Here is a 17,906-nt window from a genome sequence, read left to right as displayed (position 1 = left end):
AATGGAAGATCGATCGATTAGCGCGGCATCACCGATGCCGCGCTGCTATTTTTGAGCCCTGCGATCACGAATGACAGCGCTGCTGTTGCTGGGCGGAACCATGTTCCGGCCCTGCGGTTACGCTCCCGGCGCGCAGGCCGGCTCAACCGCTTGCCGCAGGTATAATCCCGAGAATAAGGTGCCAGCCGTGGATGCTCAGACACGGGAGCGTGGGTCATCCGCGGAGCAGCCGCTGCGGACGAAAGAAGCGCCCAGGAGCTCTCCAGATCAGGCTTCGGACGTCAAGGATCAGTCGAACAAGCCGGCGCCAACGCCGTCGCTGCGCGACCGGCTTCGCGAGCACTGGCTGCTGGCAAGCGCCGGCGCCATCGTGCTGGTCGCCGCGCTCGTTGCCGGTCTGCTCTACTGGCTCGAGGTGCGCCACTACGAATCCACGGACGATGCGTTCATCGCTGCGCGAAGCTTTTCGGTGGCCTCAAAGGTCGGCGGCTACGTGACCGACGTCGCCGTGACGGACAATCAGCACGTCAATGCCGGCGATCTCCTCGCCAAGATCGATGAACGCGACTACCGGATTGCCATCGAGCAGGCCAATGCGCAGGTTGCGAGCGCAAAGGCGAATATCGACAATGTCGAGGCGCAGATCGTCTCGCAAGAGGAGCAGATCAAGCAGGCCCAGGCCCAGCTCGAGCAGGCGCAAGCTCAGCTTCAGTTTGCGCAGGAGGAGTTCAGACGCGCGGAAGAGCTGGTCGAGAAGGGCGCCGGAACCGTGCAGCGCCAGCAACAGACCCGTTCCGATCTTCAGGCCCAGCAGGCCAATACCGAGCGCGCCAAGACCGCGGTCACGGCGGCGCAACTTGGCATCAAGACACTGCAAGCACAGCTCGAAGGCGCCAGGGCGCAGCTGCAGCAATCGCAGGCGCAGCTCGATCAGGCCAGGCTCAATCTGCAATACACCAACGTCGTTGCGGCGCAGTCCGGTCGTGTCGTCAAGCTCAGCGGCGCCAAGGGCACCTTCGTCACGGCCGGCCAGAGCCTGATAATGTTCGTCCCCGACGAGGTCTGGATCGTCGCCAATTACAAGGAGACGCAGCTGAGCGACATGCGTCCGGGCCAGCCGGTCGAGATTCGCATCGATGCCTATCCGGGCCGCAAGCTGACCGGCCGTGTCGATTCCGTGCAGCCGGGCTCGGGCACCGCGTTCAGCCTGCTGCCGGCGGAGAACGCCACCGGCAATTACGTCAAGGTGGTGCAGCGCGTGCCGGTGAAGATCGCGGTCGACAACTGGCCGCCCGATCTGCCGGTCGGTCCCGGCATGTCGGTCGTGCCCTGGACCCGGGTGCGATGACGGACGCGACGCAAGGCGGGACCGCCGGCTGGTCGCCGGAACGGTCGGCGGCGGGCGGGCACAATCCCTATCTGATCGCTTTTGTGGTTTCGATCGCGACCTTCATGGAGGTGCTCGACACCACCATCGCCAATGTCGCGCTGCGCCACATCGCCGGCGGCCTTGCGGTCGGCATCGACGAAAGCACCTACGTCATCACCAGCTATCTCGTCGCCAACGCCATTGTGCTGTCGATCTCGGGCTGGCTCTCGACCGTGATCGGCCGCAAGCGCTTCTACATGATGTGTGTTGCGGTCTTCACGCTGGCCTCGCTGCTCTGTGGCTTCGCCTGGAATTTGCAGTCACTGGTGCTGTTTCGTATCCTTCAGGGCCTCGGCGGTGGCGGCATGGCCACCAGCGAGCAGGCGATCCTCGCCGACTCCTTTCCGCCGCACAAGCGCGGCCAGGCCTTCGCTATTTATGGCGTCGCCGTCGTGGTCGCACCGGTGATCGGACCGACGCTGGGCGGCTGGATCACCGATACGTACAGCTGGCACTGGGTGTTCCTGATCAACGTGCCGATGGGGCTCCTCTCGCTGTTCCTGGTCGGCGCGCTGGTCAAGGAGCCCTCGGGCGCGGAAGAGGAGAGGGCGGAGCTGCTGAGCAGAGGTCTGCGCGTCGACTACATCGGCTTCCTGCTGGTTGCGATCGGGCTCGGCGCGCTCGAATTCGTTCTTGACGAAGGTCAGCGCAATGATTGGTTCGGATCGAACATGATCCTGTCCTTTGCACTGCTTGCCGCCTTCTGCCTGCTCGCATTGATCCCATGGGAGTTGATGCGGGATGATCCGATCGTCGACATCAGCCTTATCGGCAGGCGCCAGTTCGGGTCGTGTTTCCTGGTCATGCTCGGCACATTTGCGGTGCTGATCTCAACGACGCAGCTATTGCCACAGCTTTTGCAGACGGAGCTGGGCTATACCGCCATGCTCGCAGGATTGGTGCTGTCGCCGAGCGGCGTCGTGACGATGATGTTGATGCCGGTGGCGGGACGACTAGTCACGATAGTGCAGCCCAAATATCTGATCATGTTCGGCGCTGCGACTGCCGCACTTTCCATGTGGCATCTGACCGGACTTACCGGGGAGATCACCTACGGCTATGCCGCGCTGGCGCGGATCTATCTCGCGGTCGCTCTTCCGTTCCTGTTCCTTCCGGTGACGACGGCATCCTATGACGGCTTGCCACCCGAGAAGACCAATCAGGCTTCCGCCCTGATCAATGTCGCGCGCAATATCGGCGGCTCGATGGGGGTTGCGCTGGCGCAGACGCTCCTGGCGCAGCGCCAGCAATTCCACCAGAGCCGCCTCGTCGAGCACGCCGCGCCCTCGGATCTGGGCTACCAGCAGACGATCGACGCGATGACACGCTACTTCCAGGCGCAGGGCTCGAACGCAAGCGATGCGGCGTCGCAGGCAATCGCCTGGGTCGGCCGCACCTTGCAGCAACAGGTCGAGCTGCTCGCCTATATCGACGTGTTCTGGATGCTGGCGATCGTCGCTGTACTGATGATTCCAACGGCGGCGGTGCTGCGCCCAATAGATTTGAGAACGCCAGCGCGAGGGCACTAGGTCGTTTCAAGACTTGCTTCCTTCCGCCCCGGCCCCGCATGCACATGCACCTGCTTGGCATGCAGCACCTCGCCGCACTCCGAGCACACCATCACGGGGTCGAACAGCTTGCCGCAGCTCTTGTGCTCGTGCAGCAGCGGGCGGCCGCGCTCGTCGCCCATATGGGTGTCGCCCCAATGCACCATCGCCATGATGATCGGGTAGAGTTCGAGGCCCTTCTGGGTGAGGATGTATTCGTAGCGCTTCGGTGTCTCGGAATAGGGGACGCGGCGCAGGATGCCGAAGCGGACCAGCTTCTTCAGCCGCTCCGAGAGCAGATGGCGTGTGATCTGGAGCGAGGACTGAAATGCCTCGAAGCGCCGTACCCGCAAGAAGCACTCGCGCAGGATCAGCAGCGTCCAGCGGTCGCCGATCACGGCGACGGTGCGGGCGAGCGAGCAGGGCTCTTCCTCCAGCGTGTCCCATTTCATGATGCGGTACCTGCAAGGCGTCAGTCTAAAAAAGGAACTAAGTTGATCAGCAGCGATATTTTTGCTGATATGTAGCATCCTGCCGCCAGGTTTGACAGTTCTATTTTTGAACTGTAGCCTCCGGCACATAAACGCCGCGCGCTCGCTGCGGCTCATCGGAGGAGGCGGTCTTGTCCAAGCGAAACGCCACTGTGGCCGTCATCGGCGCCGGCGACTTCATCGGCGCCGAGATTGCCAAGAAATTTGCCGCCGAAGGGTTCTCGATTTTCGCCGGCCGCCGCAACGGAGATAAGCTCGCGCCGTTGGTGCAAGAGATCGAAGCCGCCGGTGGCGAGATCCACGCCCGCTCGCTCGACGCGCGGAAGGAAGATGAGGTCATCGCCTTCCTGAACGACGCCGACAAGCATGCACCGCTCGAAGTCTGCATCTTCAACGTCGGCGCCAACGTCAATTTCCCGATCCTCGACACCACCGAGCGCGTGTTTCGGAAAGTGTGGGAGATGGCCTGCTATTCCGGCTTCCTTGCGGGCCGCGAGGCGGCGCGGCTGATGCTGCCGCGCGGCGGCGGCAACATCTTCTTCACGGGTGCGACCGCGAGCTTGCGCGGCGGCAGCGGCTTTGCCGCCTTTGCCAGCGCCAAGTTCGGCCTGCGCGCGGTGGCGCAGGCGATGGCGCGCGAGCTCGGGCCGAAGAACATTCACGTCGCTCATCTCATCATTGATTCCGGCGTCGACACCGAATGGGTGCGCCAGCGCCGGCTCGAGGCGCTCGGGCCGAATGCGCTTGATAATCCCGACCTCCTGATGCCGCCGTCGTCGGTCGCGAACGCCTATTGGCAGCTTTACCAGCAGCCGAAGAGCGCCTGGACCTTCGAGATGGAGATCCGCCCCTTTGGAGAGAAGTGGTGACCTGAACGCAAAAGTCCGGCTAGACTGATCTCGACATCAAGCAGATTCCGAGAGGATTTTCAGTGAAGACCGCGATCACCGAACTGTTCGGCATCGAGCACCCGATCATCCAAGGCGGCATGCATTTCGTCGGCTTCGCCGAGCTGGCTGCTGCCGTCTCCAATGCCGGCGGGCTCGGCATCATCACCGGTCTCACGCAGAAGACGCCCGAGCTGCTGGCGAAGGAGATCACGCGCTGCCGCGACATGACGGACAAGCCGTTCGGCGTGAACCTCACTTTCCTGCCGGCCTTCTCCGCGCCGCCCTACCCCGAATACATCGCGGCCATTGTCGAAGGTGGCATCAAAGCAGTCGAGACCGCAGGCCGCAGCCCGGAAGCCTACATGCCGGCGCTGAAGGCCGCCGGCATCAAGGTGATCCACAAATGCACCTCGGTGCGCCACTCGCTGAAGGCCGAGCGCATCGGCTGCGACGCCGTCAGCGTCGACGGCTTCGAGTGCGGCGGCCATCCCGGCGAGGACGACATTCCCAACATGATCCTGCTGCCGCGTGCGGCGGAGGAGTTGAAGATCCCGTTCGTCGCCTCCGGCGGCATGGCCGATGGTCGCAGCCTGGTCGCGGCGCTCTCGCTGGGCGCGGCGGGCATGAACATGGGCACGCGCTTCATCGCCACCAAGGAAGCGCCGGTGCACCAGAACGTGAAGAACGCGCTGGTCGCGGCCACCGAGCTCGATACCCGCCTGATCATGCGGGCATTGCGCAACACCGAGCGCGTGCTGAAGAACGCCAATGTCGACCGCCTGCTCGAGATCGAGCGCGAGAAGGGCGCCAAGCTCACGATCGACGACATCCACGACCAGGTCGCGGGCGTCTATCCCAAGATCATGCTGGACGGCCAGATGGACGCCGGCGCCTGGAGCTGCGGCATGGTCGCCGGCCTGATCCACGACATCCCCTCCTGCAAGGAGCTGATCGATCGCATCATGGGCGAGGCGGAAACCATCATCCGCAGCCGCCTCATGGGGTTCCTGGACGGGACGGGCGCGGCGCGAAAGGTCGCCTGACACCGGCAAACTTCTTAACCACGGCGGCATTTGACCGCTGGAATTACGCGCGGCGCCTCCTAGATAGGGGTAAATTGCCCCTTTCATAAATCGATTTCAGGAGGCGTCCGTGGTCCTGAAAAGCGTTCCCTTCGCAATTGCCTTTGCTCTCGTGGTCGCAGGGGCCGGTATCGCGCGCGCCGACGACTACAGGCCCGGCGAATATCTCGGCCTCGATCTCTCCAAGGCCGTGCTGTCGCCGAAACGTCTCGGGCCGGAGACGCATTTTGCGCCGGTCGCGCTCGAAGCGCATGGCGGCAACGAGGCGCAGGCGCGCGTTGAGCCCGTCGACGTGCCGAAGAAGGTTGCCGCCGAACGCGTTCGTGTGGCCGAGCCGAAGGCCGCGCATGCGGCGAGCAAGCAGCCGCGCGGCGCCGCGCGCGCCAGGCTTGCACACCGCCGCGGCAACCCGCTCGATGCGCAGGCGATGGACGCCCGCATCCAGACCTGGCCATGCCGCTCGGGTGGCATCTGCAACTGGAAGCGGTAATCACAGGCGTCATCCGCGCGTCGCAAAACCGTAGGCGCGGAGTCAAGAAACCGTAAGCTGGGAGTCAAGGAGCGCAGGCACCTTCCGTCGCGATTCGACGAAGGTCTCCTGAATGGCAACGCTCCGCGCCTCGCGCGCATGGACCCGGCGGCAGTTCCTGGTCCGCTCCGCCTCCAGTCTCGCCATCGCCTCCCTTGCGAAGCCTCACCTGAGCCGCGCCGCCGATCGGCCGCGGATCGCAGGCGGCATCCAGTCCGGTGATGTCTCCGGCGGCTCCGCCGTGGTCTGGGCGCGCGCCGACCGGCCAGCGCGGATGCAGGTGGAATGCTCGACCGTCGAGAGCTTCAAGACCATCATCGCCTCGACTTCCGGCGATGCGTTGCCCGACGCCGATCTCACTGCAAAACTCCTGCTGGCGGATCTGCCGCCCGGGCAGGACATCTTCTACCGCGTCCGCTTCGACGACATTGCCACCGGTCTCATCGGCGAAAGCCGCATCGGCTATTTCCGCACCGCGCCGGCAGCGCGCCAGTCGATCTCTTTTCTGTGGTCCGGCGACACCGCGGGGCAGGGCTGGGGCATCGACGTCTCCCGCGGCGGCTATCGGAGCTATCGCACCATGCTCGACAATCATCCGGACTTCTTCATCCACTCCGGCGATCACATCTACGCGGACTGCACGATTCCGGCTGAGCAAAAGCTGCCGAACGGCGAGACCTGGCGCAACATCGTCACCGAAGAGAAATCGGAGGTGGCGCACACCCTGGCGCAGTTCCGCGGCAATTACAAATACAACCATCTCGACGAACACTTCCGCGCCTTCCATGCAGAGGTGCCGATGTTCGCGCAATGGGACGATCACGAGGTGACCAACGACTGGTCGCCGATCGGGACCTATGACGAGGCCGGTTACGAGGACGACGGCACCCCGCGCCTGGTTGCGCGCGCCCGCCGGGCCTTCTTCGATTTCATGCCGATCCGCGACATCGGCGCGCGGCATGGCCGCGTCTATCGCAAGATCGCCTACGGTCCGCTGCTCGACGTTTTCATGATCGACATGCGCAGCTACCGCGACGAGAGCTGGAACAAGGGCGATGATCACCGCGGCTGGATCCTGGGCGCCGAGCAGCTCGCCTGGCTGAAGCGCGAGCTCGCCGCTTCGCGCGCCACCTGGAAGGTGATCGCGGCCGATTTGCCGATCGGCCTGATCAGCCTGGACGCCGTCGCGCTCGGCGATGGGCCGCCTGACCGGCGCGAGCACGAGATCGCCGATCTGCTCGCCTCGATCAAGCGTGCCGGCATCCGCAACATCGTCTGGCTCACCGCCGACATGCACTACACCGCCGCGCACTATTACGATCCGAACAAGGCGCAATTCCAGGACTTCGAGCCGTTCTGGGAGTTCGTCTCCGGCCCGCTGCATGCCGGCAGCTGGGGACCGGGCGAGCTCGACGACACCTTCGGCCCGGTCGCGATGTACCAGCATGGCTGCAGCGCTGCACAAGGCGACAATCTGGCGCCCTGCTTCGGCTTGCAGTTCTTCGGGCGGGTCGACATCGACGGCCGCAGCGGTGTGATGACGGTGACCCTGAAGGACGTCGACAATCGCGACCTCTGGTCGGTCGACATCGTGCCGCAGCCGCAGGTGCATCCCGCGGTGGTGGCGCAGCATTCCTAGGCTGCTAACCCGATCTTGATTGGCGGACGCGCTCCTCCCGCGCTAGCGTGGGGGTTCCCGCCACTTCTTTTCCATCACCGAAAAGTCTGCTCACGCGGCATCGCCGCGCGCATCCGGTGGGCTGAATTGCTCAGGAGCCTGTTTCATGGACCATCTGAAGACACAGGGCATCAGCATGCCCAAGCTCGGCCTCGGCACCTTCCGCATGCAGGGCGATGCCTGCCGTGCCGCGGTCGAGAGCGCGCTGTCCATCGGCTATCGCCACATCGACACGGCCGAGATGTACGCCAACGAGGAGGCGATCGGTGCGGCCATCGCCGCGTCCGGCGTGCCGCGCGGCGAGCTGCACATCACGACGAAAGTCTGGCACGAGAACCTCAGCCCCGATGCGATCCGCCGCGCTTTCGACGCCAGCCTCAAGAAGCTCCGGCTCGACCATGTCGACCTCTATCTTGTGCATTGGCCCTCGAAGGCGGCGAACTGGGGCGCGGTGTTCGAGACGCTGATGAAGCTCAAGGAGGAGGGGCGCACGCGCGCTATCGGCGTTGCCAATTTCACCACCGCTCTGCTCAAGGTTGCGGTCGAGGAGATCAAGGCGCCGATCGCCTGCAATCAGGTCGAATACCACGCCATGCTCGATCAATCGAAGGTGCTGGCCTATCTCCAGGCGAGATCGATTCCGCTGGTTGCCTATTGTCCGCTGGCGCAAGGGCGTTTCGCGAGCGATCCGGTGCTGGCCGACATCGGCGCCAGGCACAATGCCACCGCGGCGCAGGTCGCGTTGAAATGGCTGCTCGACCAGGACGGCGTCGCCGCGATTCCGAAAGCCTCGCGTCGCGAGAGCCAGCAGGCCAATCTCGACGCGCTGAAGATCACGCTCGACGGTGCCGACCGCAAGAAAGTCGCTGCGCTCGCGAAGGACAGACGCTGCGTCAATCCCGGCTTCGCGCCGGCATGGGATTAGGCTGGCCTTTCACTCTCCCTGTGTGGGAGAGGAGAGAGTTCTGAACGGATGTTCAGACGAGGCGTCGCTAATCGCAGCGCTGCTGCGCGGGCGTCGGCGCACCGGTGCCGACGTATTTGCCGTTCCTGATCGTGTACTCGCCGCGCTCGCTGCGATTGTAGATCGCGCGCAGGCTGCCGTCCTTCTGCAACAGCAACCCGAATTCGCGGGCCTGATGTAGCGAGGGGAAGTACACCATCACATTGAGCAGTCCCTCGGCATTGACTGTGGCGGACACCACCTCGTTCTCGTCTCTGGCCGCGCCGAAATTGCGCCGGTACATCACCCGGCCGTCTTGCCGGATTTCGTACGACAAGCGCGCACCCTGGTCGCGGTCGGGCCGGGCCGAGCAATCGACCGCCCACGAGCCGAGCAGGCCCCATTGCTCAACGGTCACGGCCAACGTCTCGGCACCGGCCGTGGCGGTGAACGCGACCCACAGCACCGCAGCCGCGATCCAGCGGCCCGAACAACGCATCATGTCCTGAAAAACCCCGCCTCGAACAATTCCAAAGTCTAGCATCTCGCGCGCGGCCCTGCCACGGCAGCCGCCGATCGCTCGCGAATTTGATCCGCGTCAATGAGGCGGGACGTTTCGAAGGTAAGATGGCATTTCCCGAAGGCGAACGTGGATAGAGCAATGCTGAATCAAGTCATGGATTTTGCGGGCGAAGTGCTGCCGGGGAGCTGTGCCGTACCGCCTTATTCCGAGGCCGCGTTTCTGAGCGAGTTGGGCGATCGCTTGCGGTCCTCCCGCATGCGCTGCGACCTGTCGCGCCGCGAGCTCGCCCGCCGCTCGGGGATTTCCGAGCGCTACATCGCCCAGATCGAGGCCGGCAAGGGCAACGTCTCCATCGTCCTGTTGCTGCGGCTGGCGTCCGCGATTCACGGCAGTCAGCCACAGGCGGCCTGAGGAGACGCTCGACCAGACCTCAAGCTCGCTTCTCCACATTGCCGCTCCGCGCCGGCACGCCGAACTCCTTGCGGCAGACCTCGGCCAGCACGGCGACGCCGTCGCGGATCTGCTGGTGCGTGGGGCTGGCAAAGCACAGCCGCAGCCGCGAGGCGGAATGGTCCTTGTTGGTCGACCATTCCGGCCCCGGATTGATCGAGACGCCGGCGGCGAGCGCGGCCTGATACAGCTTCAGCGTATCGACCTGGTCGGGCAGCTTCACCCAGAGGAAGATGCCGCCCTTGGGCTCCTCGAATTCGGCCGCCGTGCCGAACTGCTCGTTCAGGGCTTCCATCAGCGTGTCGAGCTTGCTGCGCAGCGCCTTGGTTAGGGCCGGCACGTGGGTTGAAAAATGCGGCTTGCAATAGGTGGCGAGCACCATCTGCTCCAGCGCGCCGGAGCCAGCGTCCGTCTTCAGCGCCAGCATCCGCGACATCACCTCCCAGGGCGCCACGACGAAGCCGACGCGCAGCGCCGGCGCGATCGACTTGGAAAACGAACCGATATGGATCACGCCGCCGCTCTCGCTCATCGCGTAGATCGCGGGCGGTCGCTGCCCGGACCAGACCAGGTCGGCATAGCAATCGTCCTCGAAGATCGGCACGCCATATTCGGTCGCGAGCCGCACCAGCTCGGTGCGGCGGCTCTCGGGCAAGATGCTGCCGGTCGGGTTCTGCACCGTCGGGATGGTGTAGATGTATTTCGGCCGGATGCCGCGGCGCTTCAGGTCGGCCAGCGCGGAGGCCAGCAGGTCCATGCGCATGCCGTCCTTGTCGAGGGGAATGCCGACGACGTTGACGCCGAGCCGCGCCAGGCGGGTCAGGGAGCCCTGATAGCTCTCCTGCTCGACAATCACGGTGTCGCCGCGCGTCAGCAGGGTGGCGTTGACGAGGTCGAGCGCCTGCAGCGAGCCGGACACGATCAGGAGATCATCCACCGTGCAGCTGATGCCGGCATCGCGCTCGAGTTTGGTCACCAGGAATTCGCGCAAGGGCAGGTAGCCCTGCGGCCCATGCGCCAGCCCATAAGTGGCGAGCGAGCGGCCCTCGCGCCGCAGCACCGTGTTGGTCGCTTCGATCAGCTCGTCGAGCGGCACCTGTTCGGAATCGTTGTTGCCGCCGACGAAGCTGTATTTGGCAAGTCCCGTCCAGCGCGCAGACGGGGCCGGCAGCCCTGCTGGAAACAGGGGCGCGAAATCGAAGCTGGACGTCATGGGAGGCGTTCCTCGTTTTGTTCTTGTTGAGCGCCGGCTTTGCACCGGCCGCCTTACTTCTTGCCGGTCGTCCTGGTCGGACGGCCCTGGCTGATGAAAGCGTAATGCGCGTTGGCGATGCCGCCAACCATCAAGGCCTCGACCACCGGCTCGGCGATCTCGCCCGTGGCGGCCCAGTCGACCAGAAAATTGGCGCCGGTCCCGCCGCGCACGTCGTCGATCGGAATGAAGATCGAGACCGTGGCGAGCGGCCTCAACGCCACCGGCGTCTTCAGATAGCTCTCGACCTGCTTGCCTGCGGTGTCGAAATAGGCGATGCGTTTGATGACCAGCGGCAGGGTCTCGGAGGCGTTGTGTACGCTCAGCGTCACCGAGAAGTCGACACGCAGCTTCCCCTGGCTCATCGCGACGCTGGAATAGGCGGGCACGTAGAAACCGCCGGACACGGCGAGGTCCTCCTTCGGCAGCGCGGTGAGCGAATCGGCGAAGTTTTGTTCGATATTGACCTTTGATTGCGCGGCGGCGGGCACGGCAAAGGCGAGGGGACCTAGCAGCATGGCTGCGATGAGCCCATTCCGCATGTGACGAATTGCTCGCTTGCCGCACCGCAACCCGGCTCTAGGGTGCGGCAAAACGGACCAATTTGGCATGCACGAGCTCATTCGCGACATCACTCTCTCTATCCTGTTTGCCTGGATGCTGGGCCTACTCGCCCATTTCTCCCGGCAACCGCTGATCCTGGCCTACCTTATCGCCGGCTTCTGCATAGGTCCATTCGGCGCCGGCTGGGTCCATTCGCAGGAATCCATCAGCGTCATCTCCGAGCTCGGCCTGATCTTCATGCTGTTCATGATCGGGCTCGAGATCGACCTCAAGAAGATCGTGCGGGCCGGGCGGGTGATCCTGTTCGCGGCGGGCAGCCAGCTGCTCGGCGGCTGTCTGCTCGGGGTTCTGTTCTTCGTCGGCATCGGCCTCTCGCTCGGGGGCGGGCATTTCGATGCGGTCTATCTCTGTGTCGCCTGCGCGCTGTCGAGCACGGTCATCATCGTCAAGGTGCTCTACGAGAAGCGCGAACTCGATACGCTGCCGGGCCGCATCACCCTCGGCGTGCTGGTGCTCCAGGACATCTTCGCCATCCTGTTCCTGGCCGTGCAGCCGAGTCTCGCCAATCTGCAGGTCAGCGTCATCCTGCTCTCGATCGGCCGCGTCGCGGTGCTGGTCGCCGCCGCGCTCTTGGTCAGCCGCTATGTACTGCCGCGCCTGTTCCACCAGATCGCCCGGCGCCCGGAGCTGATCCTGCTCGGCGCGCTCGCCTGGTGCTTTCTCGTCGCCGAGACCGCCGAGCGGCTGTCGCTGTCGCGCGAGATGGGCGCGCTGATCGCCGGCGTGTCGCTCTCGACATTCCCTTACGCGCTCGACGTCACCGCCAAAGTCACCACGCTGCGGGACTTCTTCATCACGCTGTTCTTCGTCGCGCTCGGCATGACCATTCCCGTTCCCGGCCTCTCGGTGATCGGCCTTGCCTTGATGATCGCGGCGTTCACGGTGGCAAGCCGCCTCGTCACGACGTTCACGCCGCTGTACCTGATGAACCAGGGCCTGCGCGCCAGCCTGCTGCCGGCGCTCAACCTCGCGCAGATCTCCGAATTCTCGCTGGTGGTGATCCAGACCGGCGTCACCGACCGCCACATCGCAGCCGAGACGGCGAATGCCGCCTCCTTCGCCTTCGTGGTGTTGGCGGTGCTCTCGACCTTCGTGATGACCCGCAGCGACGAGATCACCCGCTGGGCGATCGGCCCCCTGAAGCGGATCGGCCTGCGCGATCTCGACCACGGCCACGGCCATGCCGAGGAGGGCCACGAGGGCGGCCATGGTGAGGCCCGGCGCATCGTCATCCTCGGCTTTTTCCGCGCGGCGAGCGCGCTTTTGGCCGAGATCGAACGGCAGACGCCGGTGCTGCTCGAGCAGATCACCGTGGTCGATTTCAACCCCAATGTGTACAAGACCCTGCTTTCGCGCGGCTTGCACGTGATCTATGGCGACATCAGCAATGTCGACACGCTGATCCACGCCGGCATCGGCAAGTCCGAGATGATCATCCTCAGCGTGCCGGATTCGCTATTGAAGGGCGCAACCAACGAGAAGCTGGTTCGCCACGTCCGCGCGCTCAATCCGACCGCCCTGATCGTCGCCACGGCCGACCTGTTGGCCGACGTCGGCGCGCTCTACGAGGCCGGCGCCAGCTACGTCACCGTGACCCGGCTCAGCGATGCACATGAGCTGTTTACCGTGATCGAAGCCGCCCAGGCCGGCCTGCTCGCGGACAAGCGTGCCGAGCTCGATCAGCGTCTCGGCGAACGCCGCGAGGTGCTGCCCTGACAGCGTCCGGCAGCCTTCCTTGCGGGCAATCTGCGCCTATATCGCTGGTATGCCCGGTGCAAGCCTGAAACCCATCGGCAGGCCTGTCCTCTGGCATATGTGGTTGCGCTGGGGAGACTAGCGCCCCGACCCAAGTCCGGCTAAGCCTCCCGGCCATAACCGATAGAGATTGGGAAATGCCCGATAGCGTTCAGGAAGTCTTGCAGGCCTTTGCCCGGGGTGAGCTCGTGGTCGTCACCGACGACGAGGACCGCGAGGGCGAGGGCGATCTGATCGTCGCCGCCTCGCTGTGCACCGCCGAGAAGATGGCCTTCATCATCCGTCATACCTCCGGCATCGTCTGCGCGCCCGTGACGACCGAGGACGCGCGCCGGCTGCGGCTCGATCCGATGGTCGCCCACAACGATTCCGCGCACACCACCGCGTTCACGGTCTCGATCGACTACAAGCCCGACGGCGGCACCGGCATCTCCGCCGAGGAGCGCGCCTCGTGCTGCCGCGCGCTCGCCAATCCCAATGTCGGCGCCCACGACTTCGCCCGGCCTGGCCACATCTTTCCGCTGATCGCCAAGGACGGCGGCGTGCTCCTGCGCTCCGGGCATACCGAGGCCGCCGTCGACCTCTGCAAGCTGTCCGGTCTGCCGCCGGTCGGCGTCATCAGCGAGCTCATGAACGACGACGGCAGCGTGATGAAGGGCGAGCAGGTCGCCCGCTTTGCCGCCGAGCACAAGCTCAAGCACGTCACCATCGCGGACATGATCGCCTACCGCCAGGCGCGCGAGAAGCTGATCGAGCGGGTCTCGACCTTCGTCACCGACAGCCCGATCGGTCCCTTGCAGGGCTACGCCTATCGCTCGCCGTTCGATTCCATCGCCCACGTCGCCTTCGTCTACAACGGCGTCGGCGACGGCAAGAACGTGCTGACGCGCTTCCACAAGCCGAACATCGTCAAGGACACCTTCACCGGCCACAAGCGCATGGCCGCCGTGCTCGAGCATTTCAAGAAAGCCGGCCGTGGCGTGCTGGTTTACTTGCGCGACGGCGCGGCCGGCGTGCCCGTTTCGCCGCTGCCGGACGAGACATCGACGGAGGCCGACCGCAACCGCCAGTGGCGCGAGGTCGGCGTCGGCGCGCAGATCTTGCGCGACCTCGGCGTTACTTCGATCCGGCATCTCACCTCGTCGGTGCACGACTACAAGGGCCTGTCGGGCTTCGGCATCGAGATCGTCGCCAACGAGCAGCTCGAAAGCTGACGCGCATTGTCATTCCGGGGTGGCGCTGAAAGCGCCATGCTTCGCGTCCCTCCGGAACGACCGAAGCCAGGATGCAATTGAACTTGTTGCCGCGGCGCTTTAATTTGTCGGGCAATTATCGACGGAACCAGACGCGAAAGGACGTTTCATGAGCGTGCGCCCTCAGGCCAAGGACAAGCCGGCTGCGGCTTCTTTCCAGTGGGACGATCCGTTCCTGCTCGACGAGCAGCTCACCGAAGACGAGCGCATGGTGCGCGACACCGCTCGCGCCTATGCCCAGGACAAGCTGCTGCCGCGCGTCTCCAAGGCCTATCTGGAAGAGAAGACCGATCGCGAGATCTTCAACGAGATGGGCGAGCTCGGCCTGATCGGCATCACGTTGCCGGAAGAATATGGCTGCGCCAATGCGAGCTACGTCGCCTATGGCCTCGTCGCGCGCGAGATCGAGCGGGTCGATTCCGGCTATCGCTCGATGAACTCGGTGCAGTCATCGCTGGTGATGTACCCGATCTACGCCTATGGCGACGAGAACCAGCGCAAGAAGTACCTGCCCAAGCTCGCCAGCGGCGAGTGGGTCGGCTGCTTCGGTCTGACCGAGCCCGATGCCGGCTCGGATCCGGCCGGCATGAAGACCCGCGCCGAGAAGGTGTCGGACGGCTATCGCCTCACCGGCAGCAAGATGTGGATCTCGAACGCGCCGATCGCCGACGTCTTCGTGGTCTGGGCCAAGTCGGCCGCGCATGACAACCAGATCCGCGGCTTCGTGCTGGAGAAGGGCATGAAGGGCCTGTCCGCGCCGAAGATCGGCGGCAAGCTCTCGCTTCGCGCCTCCATCACCGGTGAGGTCGTGATGGACGGCGTCGTGGTCCCGGAGGACGCCCTGCTGCCCAACGTCTCCGGCCTCAAGGGCCCGTTCGGCTGCCTCAACCGCGCCCGCTACGGCATCTCCTGGGGTGCGCTTGGCGCCGCCGAGGACTGCATGCATCGCGCTCGCCAGTACACGCTCGACCGCAAGCAGTTCGGCAAGCCGCTCGCCGCGACCCAGCTGGTGCAGAAGAAGCTCGCGGACATGGAGACCGAGATCGCGCTGGGCCTGCAGGCCTCGTTGCGCGTCGGCCGCCTGATGGACGAGGGCAAGTTCGCGCCCGAGATGATCTCGATCGTCAAGCGCAACAATTGCGGCAAGGCGCTCGACATCGCCCGCACCGCCCGCGACATGCACGGCGGCAACGGCATCTCGATCGAGTATCACGTGATGCGCCACGTCCATAACCTCGAGACGGTCAACACCTATGAGGGCACCCACGACGTCCACGCCCTGATCCTGGGCCGTGCGATCACGGGTATTCAGGCGTTTTTCTGAACGGCTACGCGGTGAACGCGTGAGGCACGAGAACTCTCCAACTGCGTCATGGCCGGCCTTGTGCCGGCCATCCACGTCTTAAGCCACGCGAAGAACGTGGATGCCCGGCACAAGGCCGGGCATGACGAAGTCAGCAAGGAATGAGCAAGCCATGTCCGACAACGACGACGTCCCGTTCAACCGCAATTTTCCGCTGAAGCCCGGCATCGTCGAGGAGGTCCGCCCCGGCGTGCGGCGCGTGCTCTGCAACAATCCGAGCCCGTTCACCTTCACGGGCACGGTCAGCTACATCGTCGGCAAGGGCAATGTCGCGATCATCGATCCCGGTCCTGATGATGCGGCGCATGCGGCGGCGCTGCTCGATGCCGTGCGCGGCGAGACGGTGACGCACATCTTCGTCACCCACACCCATCGCGACCATTCGCCGAACACCGCGCGCATCAAGCAGGCGACAGGCGCGCCGGTTTATGCCGAAGGCCCACATCGCGCCTCGCGGCCGCGGTTCGAGAGCGAGAAGCACAATCCGGAATCCGGCGCCGACCGCGATTTTGCGCCGGACGTCAATCTCGCACACGGCGACGTCGTGGAAGGTGACGGCTGGCGGCTCGAGGCCGTGGCCACGCCCGGCCACACGGCGAACCATCTGGCATTCGCCTGGCCGGAGCGGAAGTTCAACTTCGTCGGCGATCACGTGATGGGCTGGTCGACCTCGATCGTGGCGCCGCCGGACGGCTCGATGATCGACTACATGGACTCGCTCGACCGGCTCGCAGCCCGCGAGGAGGATCTCTATTTCTCGGGCCATGGCCCCGAGATTCCCGAGGGCCAGCGCTTCGTGCGCTTCCTGATCCGCCACCGCAAGGCGCGCGAGGCCTCGATCCTGCACCGCCTCGCCAAGGGCGAGGCCGACATCCCGACCATGGTCCGCGCGATCTATATCGGTATCGATCCGCGCCTGACCACCGCGGCCGGCTATTCCGTGCTGGCGCACCTCGAAGACCTGGTCGCCCGCGGCGTGGTCGCGACGGATGGCGATCCCGTGATCGGCGGGACCTATCGGATGGCTTGAGGGCGAATAGCGAATGGGGAGTAGCGAGTAGGCGGCTCCATTCGCTATTGGCTACTCCCCATTCGCCAATTTCATTTCTTCACCGTCTTCGCGGGCGCCTTGGGCGGTGCGACCGGCGTCTTCTTCACCGGCTTGAGCGCGTCGGCATCGGCGGCGGTGTTGAGGTCGTCGATGAATTTCTTGACGCGCGCGGCGTTGCTGCCGAGGTCGTTGTCGAAATTGCGCGACGCAGAGCGGATATCGACGCGGGAATCATCGCCATCCGGCACGACCCTGATCGAAACGTCCTCGCGGAAACCCATGATCGGCGTGCGCGCCACCGCCTCGATGCGGCCGATGCGGCGCGGCGGCTGCGGTGCGCGCTCGTCGATCACGATCCATTTGCGCTTATGGACGAGCTGGAGCGCGATCGCATAGGCGCGGTCGACCGAAATCTCGAGCTCGACGGGCTCGATATCGGGATAGAAGTGGCGCTGCTGCTCCGCCGAATAGAGCCCGGCATAGACCGCACTGTTGGTGCCCTCGCCGGTGCGCAGGCGCGCCAGCGCGTCGAAGCGCGGCGGATCGATCGGGTCGGTGGTGATGTCGTAGATTGACGGCAGCTTGCGATATTGCAAGGCGAGATAGGCGGGGTAGGCGAGGATCGCCCCGTCGATCAGGAAGGCGAGCAGGATGCGCGCCATGCCGCGCGAGCCGTTTTGCCAGATTGCGGCAAAGCCGGCGAGCCCGAACAGGATCGAGAGGCCTGATATCGCGAGCCCGCCGATGAACGTCGCAAGCGCCGGCTTCGGCTCCAGGAAATCGAAGCGGACGATGATGATCGACACCACCACCGCCACCACCGCGAACACGGCCAGATTGCGCGCCCAGCTCGCGAGGCTGGACACGGGCTCCGACTGGTAGGGAGCGGAAAACCTGCGGGCCATCGGGTGAAGCTCTGCCGGATGTTGAGCGCGGTGCCGGCCGATCGGCGCGACGATGGGCCGTTGAGACCACGGCGCGGCGGCAAATTCAAGGGAGACCGGACTGTTACTGCCCGTCATTCCGGGGCGATGCGGAGCATCGAA

17 protein-coding genes are annotated in these 17,906 nt (G+C 64.8%); 12 read left to right on the top strand and 5 right to left on the bottom strand.

The window, feature by feature from the left end; translation table 11 throughout:
• The first annotated feature begins 187 nt into the window (after positions 1-187).
• Both HZZ13_RS07375 and HZZ13_RS07370 read left to right on the top strand, forming a co-directional pair.
• Complete coding sequence (locus tag HZZ13_RS07375; RefSeq protein WP_197958981.1) at positions 188-1,348, top strand: HlyD family secretion protein; 1,161 nt, start codon at positions 188-190, stop codon at positions 1,346-1,348.
• Positions 1,345-2,958: a DHA2 family efflux MFS transporter permease subunit gene (locus HZZ13_RS07370; protein ID WP_197958980.1), complete on the top strand. Its 1,614-nt coding sequence runs from the start codon at positions 1,345-1,347 to the stop codon at positions 2,956-2,958. Before HZZ13_RS07375 ends, HZZ13_RS07370 begins: the two co-directional genes overlap by 4 nt.
• Here the strand turns inward: HZZ13_RS07370 and HZZ13_RS07365 are convergent.
• A complete protein-coding gene (locus tag HZZ13_RS07365) occupies positions 2,955-3,428 on the bottom strand; it encodes a winged helix-turn-helix transcriptional regulator (RefSeq protein WP_197958979.1) in 474 nt (157 codons plus the stop codon). The two genes, HZZ13_RS07370 and HZZ13_RS07365, sit on opposite strands and share 4 nt — an antisense overlap.
• Before the next feature lie 170 nt (positions 3,429-3,598).
• Between HZZ13_RS07365 and HZZ13_RS07360 the strand changes: the two genes are divergently transcribed.
• The 5 genes from HZZ13_RS07360 to HZZ13_RS07340 all read left to right on the top strand — a co-directional run bounded on the left by HZZ13_RS07360 (position 3,599) and on the right by HZZ13_RS07340 (position 8,571).
• Positions 3,599-4,336 carry an SDR family oxidoreductase gene (locus HZZ13_RS07360; RefSeq protein ID WP_197958978.1) on the top strand — a complete coding sequence of 246 codons (738 nt, stop codon included), beginning with the start codon at positions 3,599-3,601 and terminating at the stop codon, positions 4,334-4,336.
• Positions 4,337-4,398: 62 nt separating this feature from the next.
• Positions 4,399-5,400, top strand: a complete 1,002-nt coding sequence (locus HZZ13_RS07355) for an NAD(P)H-dependent flavin oxidoreductase (protein ID WP_197958977.1) — start codon at positions 4,399-4,401, stop codon at positions 5,398-5,400.
• A gap of 109 nt (positions 5,401-5,509) precedes the next feature.
• Positions 5,510-5,929, top strand: a complete 420-nt coding sequence (locus HZZ13_RS07350) for a hypothetical protein (RefSeq protein ID WP_197958976.1) — start codon at positions 5,510-5,512, stop codon at positions 5,927-5,929.
• Positions 5,930-6,041: 112 nt separating this feature from the next.
• Entirely contained in the window at positions 6,042-7,607 is a 1,566-nt protein-coding gene (locus tag HZZ13_RS07345) for an alkaline phosphatase D family protein (protein WP_197958975.1), read from the top strand.
• A 145-nt stretch (positions 7,608-7,752) separates the two neighbouring features.
• Positions 7,753-8,571 carry an aldo/keto reductase gene (locus HZZ13_RS07340; RefSeq protein ID WP_197958974.1) on the top strand — a complete coding sequence of 273 codons (819 nt, stop codon included), beginning with the start codon at positions 7,753-7,755 and terminating at the stop codon, positions 8,569-8,571.
• Between the two features lie 67 nt (positions 8,572-8,638).
• On the opposite strand, the gene HZZ13_RS07335 is transcribed toward HZZ13_RS07340, so the two are convergent.
• Positions 8,639-9,091, bottom strand: a complete 453-nt coding sequence (locus HZZ13_RS07335; protein ID WP_197958973.1) for a hypothetical protein — start codon at positions 9,089-9,091, stop codon at positions 8,639-8,641.
• 159 nt (positions 9,092-9,250) lie between these two features.
• On the opposite strand from HZZ13_RS07335, the gene HZZ13_RS07330 reads away from it, so the two are divergent.
• Positions 9,251-9,523 carry a helix-turn-helix domain-containing protein gene (locus HZZ13_RS07330; protein ID WP_036031024.1) on the top strand — a complete coding sequence of 91 codons (273 nt, stop codon included), beginning with the start codon at positions 9,251-9,253 and terminating at the stop codon, positions 9,521-9,523.
• Between the two features lie 19 nt (positions 9,524-9,542).
• Here HZZ13_RS07330 and HZZ13_RS07325 read toward each other — a convergent pair whose 3' ends face one another.
• Positions 9,543-10,775, bottom strand: a complete 1,233-nt coding sequence (locus tag HZZ13_RS07325; protein WP_197958972.1) for an aminotransferase-like domain-containing protein — start codon at positions 10,773-10,775, stop codon at positions 9,543-9,545.
• A gap of 53 nt (positions 10,776-10,828) precedes the next feature.
• Positions 10,829-11,356 (bottom strand): DUF3124 domain-containing protein, encoded by a 528-nt coding sequence (locus tag HZZ13_RS07320; RefSeq protein WP_197958971.1) that lies wholly within the window; start codon positions 11,354-11,356, stop codon positions 10,829-10,831.
• 67 nt (positions 11,357-11,423) lie between these two features.
• Here HZZ13_RS07320 and HZZ13_RS07315 point away from each other — a divergent pair, with 67 nt between their 5' ends.
• From HZZ13_RS07315 to HZZ13_RS07300, 4 genes are all read left to right on the top strand, one after another.
• Positions 11,424-13,154 carry a cation:proton antiporter domain-containing protein gene (locus HZZ13_RS07315; protein WP_197958970.1) on the top strand — a complete coding sequence of 577 codons (1,731 nt, stop codon included), beginning with the start codon at positions 11,424-11,426 and terminating at the stop codon, positions 13,152-13,154.
• A 176-nt stretch (positions 13,155-13,330) separates the two neighbouring features.
• Positions 13,331-14,407 (top strand): 3,4-dihydroxy-2-butanone-4-phosphate synthase, encoded by a 1,077-nt coding sequence (gene ribB / locus HZZ13_RS07310; RefSeq protein WP_197958969.1) that lies wholly within the window; start codon positions 13,331-13,333, stop codon positions 14,405-14,407.
• Positions 14,408-14,555: 148 nt separating this feature from the next.
• On the top strand, positions 14,556-15,770 hold the full coding sequence (locus HZZ13_RS07305) for an acyl-CoA dehydrogenase (RefSeq protein ID WP_024340297.1): 1,215 nt from the start codon (positions 14,556-14,558) through the stop codon (positions 15,768-15,770).
• A 151-nt stretch (positions 15,771-15,921) separates the two neighbouring features.
• Entirely contained in the window at positions 15,922-16,839 is a 918-nt protein-coding gene (locus HZZ13_RS07300) for an MBL fold metallo-hydrolase (protein ID WP_197958968.1), read from the top strand.
• 71 nt (positions 16,840-16,910) lie between these two features.
• Here HZZ13_RS07300 and HZZ13_RS07295 read toward each other — a convergent pair whose 3' ends face one another.
• Complete coding sequence (locus tag HZZ13_RS07295; protein WP_197958967.1) at positions 16,911-17,765, bottom strand: DUF1499 domain-containing protein; 855 nt, start codon at positions 17,763-17,765, stop codon at positions 16,911-16,913.
• Between the last annotated feature and the right edge of the window lie 141 nt (positions 17,766-17,906).

Source organism: Bradyrhizobium agreste (assembly GCF_016031625.1).
GTDB classification, from domain to species: domain Bacteria; phylum Pseudomonadota; class Alphaproteobacteria; order Rhizobiales; family Xanthobacteraceae; genus Bradyrhizobium; species Bradyrhizobium agreste.
Note: the sequence above shows the minus strand (reverse complement) of the source record. Positions and strands in the feature narration are given on the sequence as shown.

Coding starts and splice junctions, on each gene's coding strand:
- HZZ13_RS07370 (WP_197958980.1), top strand. CDS start 1,345: ATGACGGACGCGACGCAAGGCGGGACCGCCGGCTGGTCGCCGGAACGG.
- HZZ13_RS07365 (WP_197958979.1), bottom strand. CDS start 3,428: ATGAAATGGGACACGCTGGAGGAAGAGCCCTGCTCGCTCGCCCGCACC.
- HZZ13_RS07345 (WP_197958975.1), top strand. CDS start 6,042: ATGGCAACGCTCCGCGCCTCGCGCGCATGGACCCGGCGGCAGTTCCTG.
- HZZ13_RS07340 (WP_197958974.1), top strand. CDS start 7,753: ATGGACCATCTGAAGACACAGGGCATCAGCATGCCCAAGCTCGGCCTC.
- HZZ13_RS07335 (WP_197958973.1), bottom strand. CDS start 9,091: ATGATGCGTTGTTCGGGCCGCTGGATCGCGGCTGCGGTGCTGTGGGTC.
- HZZ13_RS07330 (WP_036031024.1), top strand. CDS start 9,251: ATGCTGAATCAAGTCATGGATTTTGCGGGCGAAGTGCTGCCGGGGAGC.
- HZZ13_RS07325 (WP_197958972.1), bottom strand. CDS start 10,775: ATGACGTCCAGCTTCGATTTCGCGCCCCTGTTTCCAGCAGGGCTGCCG.
- HZZ13_RS07320 (WP_197958971.1), bottom strand. CDS start 11,356: ATGCGGAATGGGCTCATCGCAGCCATGCTGCTAGGTCCCCTCGCCTTT.
- HZZ13_RS07315 (WP_197958970.1), top strand. CDS start 11,424: ATGCACGAGCTCATTCGCGACATCACTCTCTCTATCCTGTTTGCCTGG.
- ribB (WP_197958969.1), top strand. CDS start 13,331: ATGCCCGATAGCGTTCAGGAAGTCTTGCAGGCCTTTGCCCGGGGTGAG.
- HZZ13_RS07305 (WP_024340297.1), top strand. CDS start 14,556: ATGAGCGTGCGCCCTCAGGCCAAGGACAAGCCGGCTGCGGCTTCTTTC.
- HZZ13_RS07300 (WP_197958968.1), top strand. CDS start 15,922: ATGTCCGACAACGACGACGTCCCGTTCAACCGCAATTTTCCGCTGAAG.
- HZZ13_RS07295 (WP_197958967.1), bottom strand. CDS start 17,765: ATGGCCCGCAGGTTTTCCGCTCCCTACCAGTCGGAGCCCGTGTCCAGC.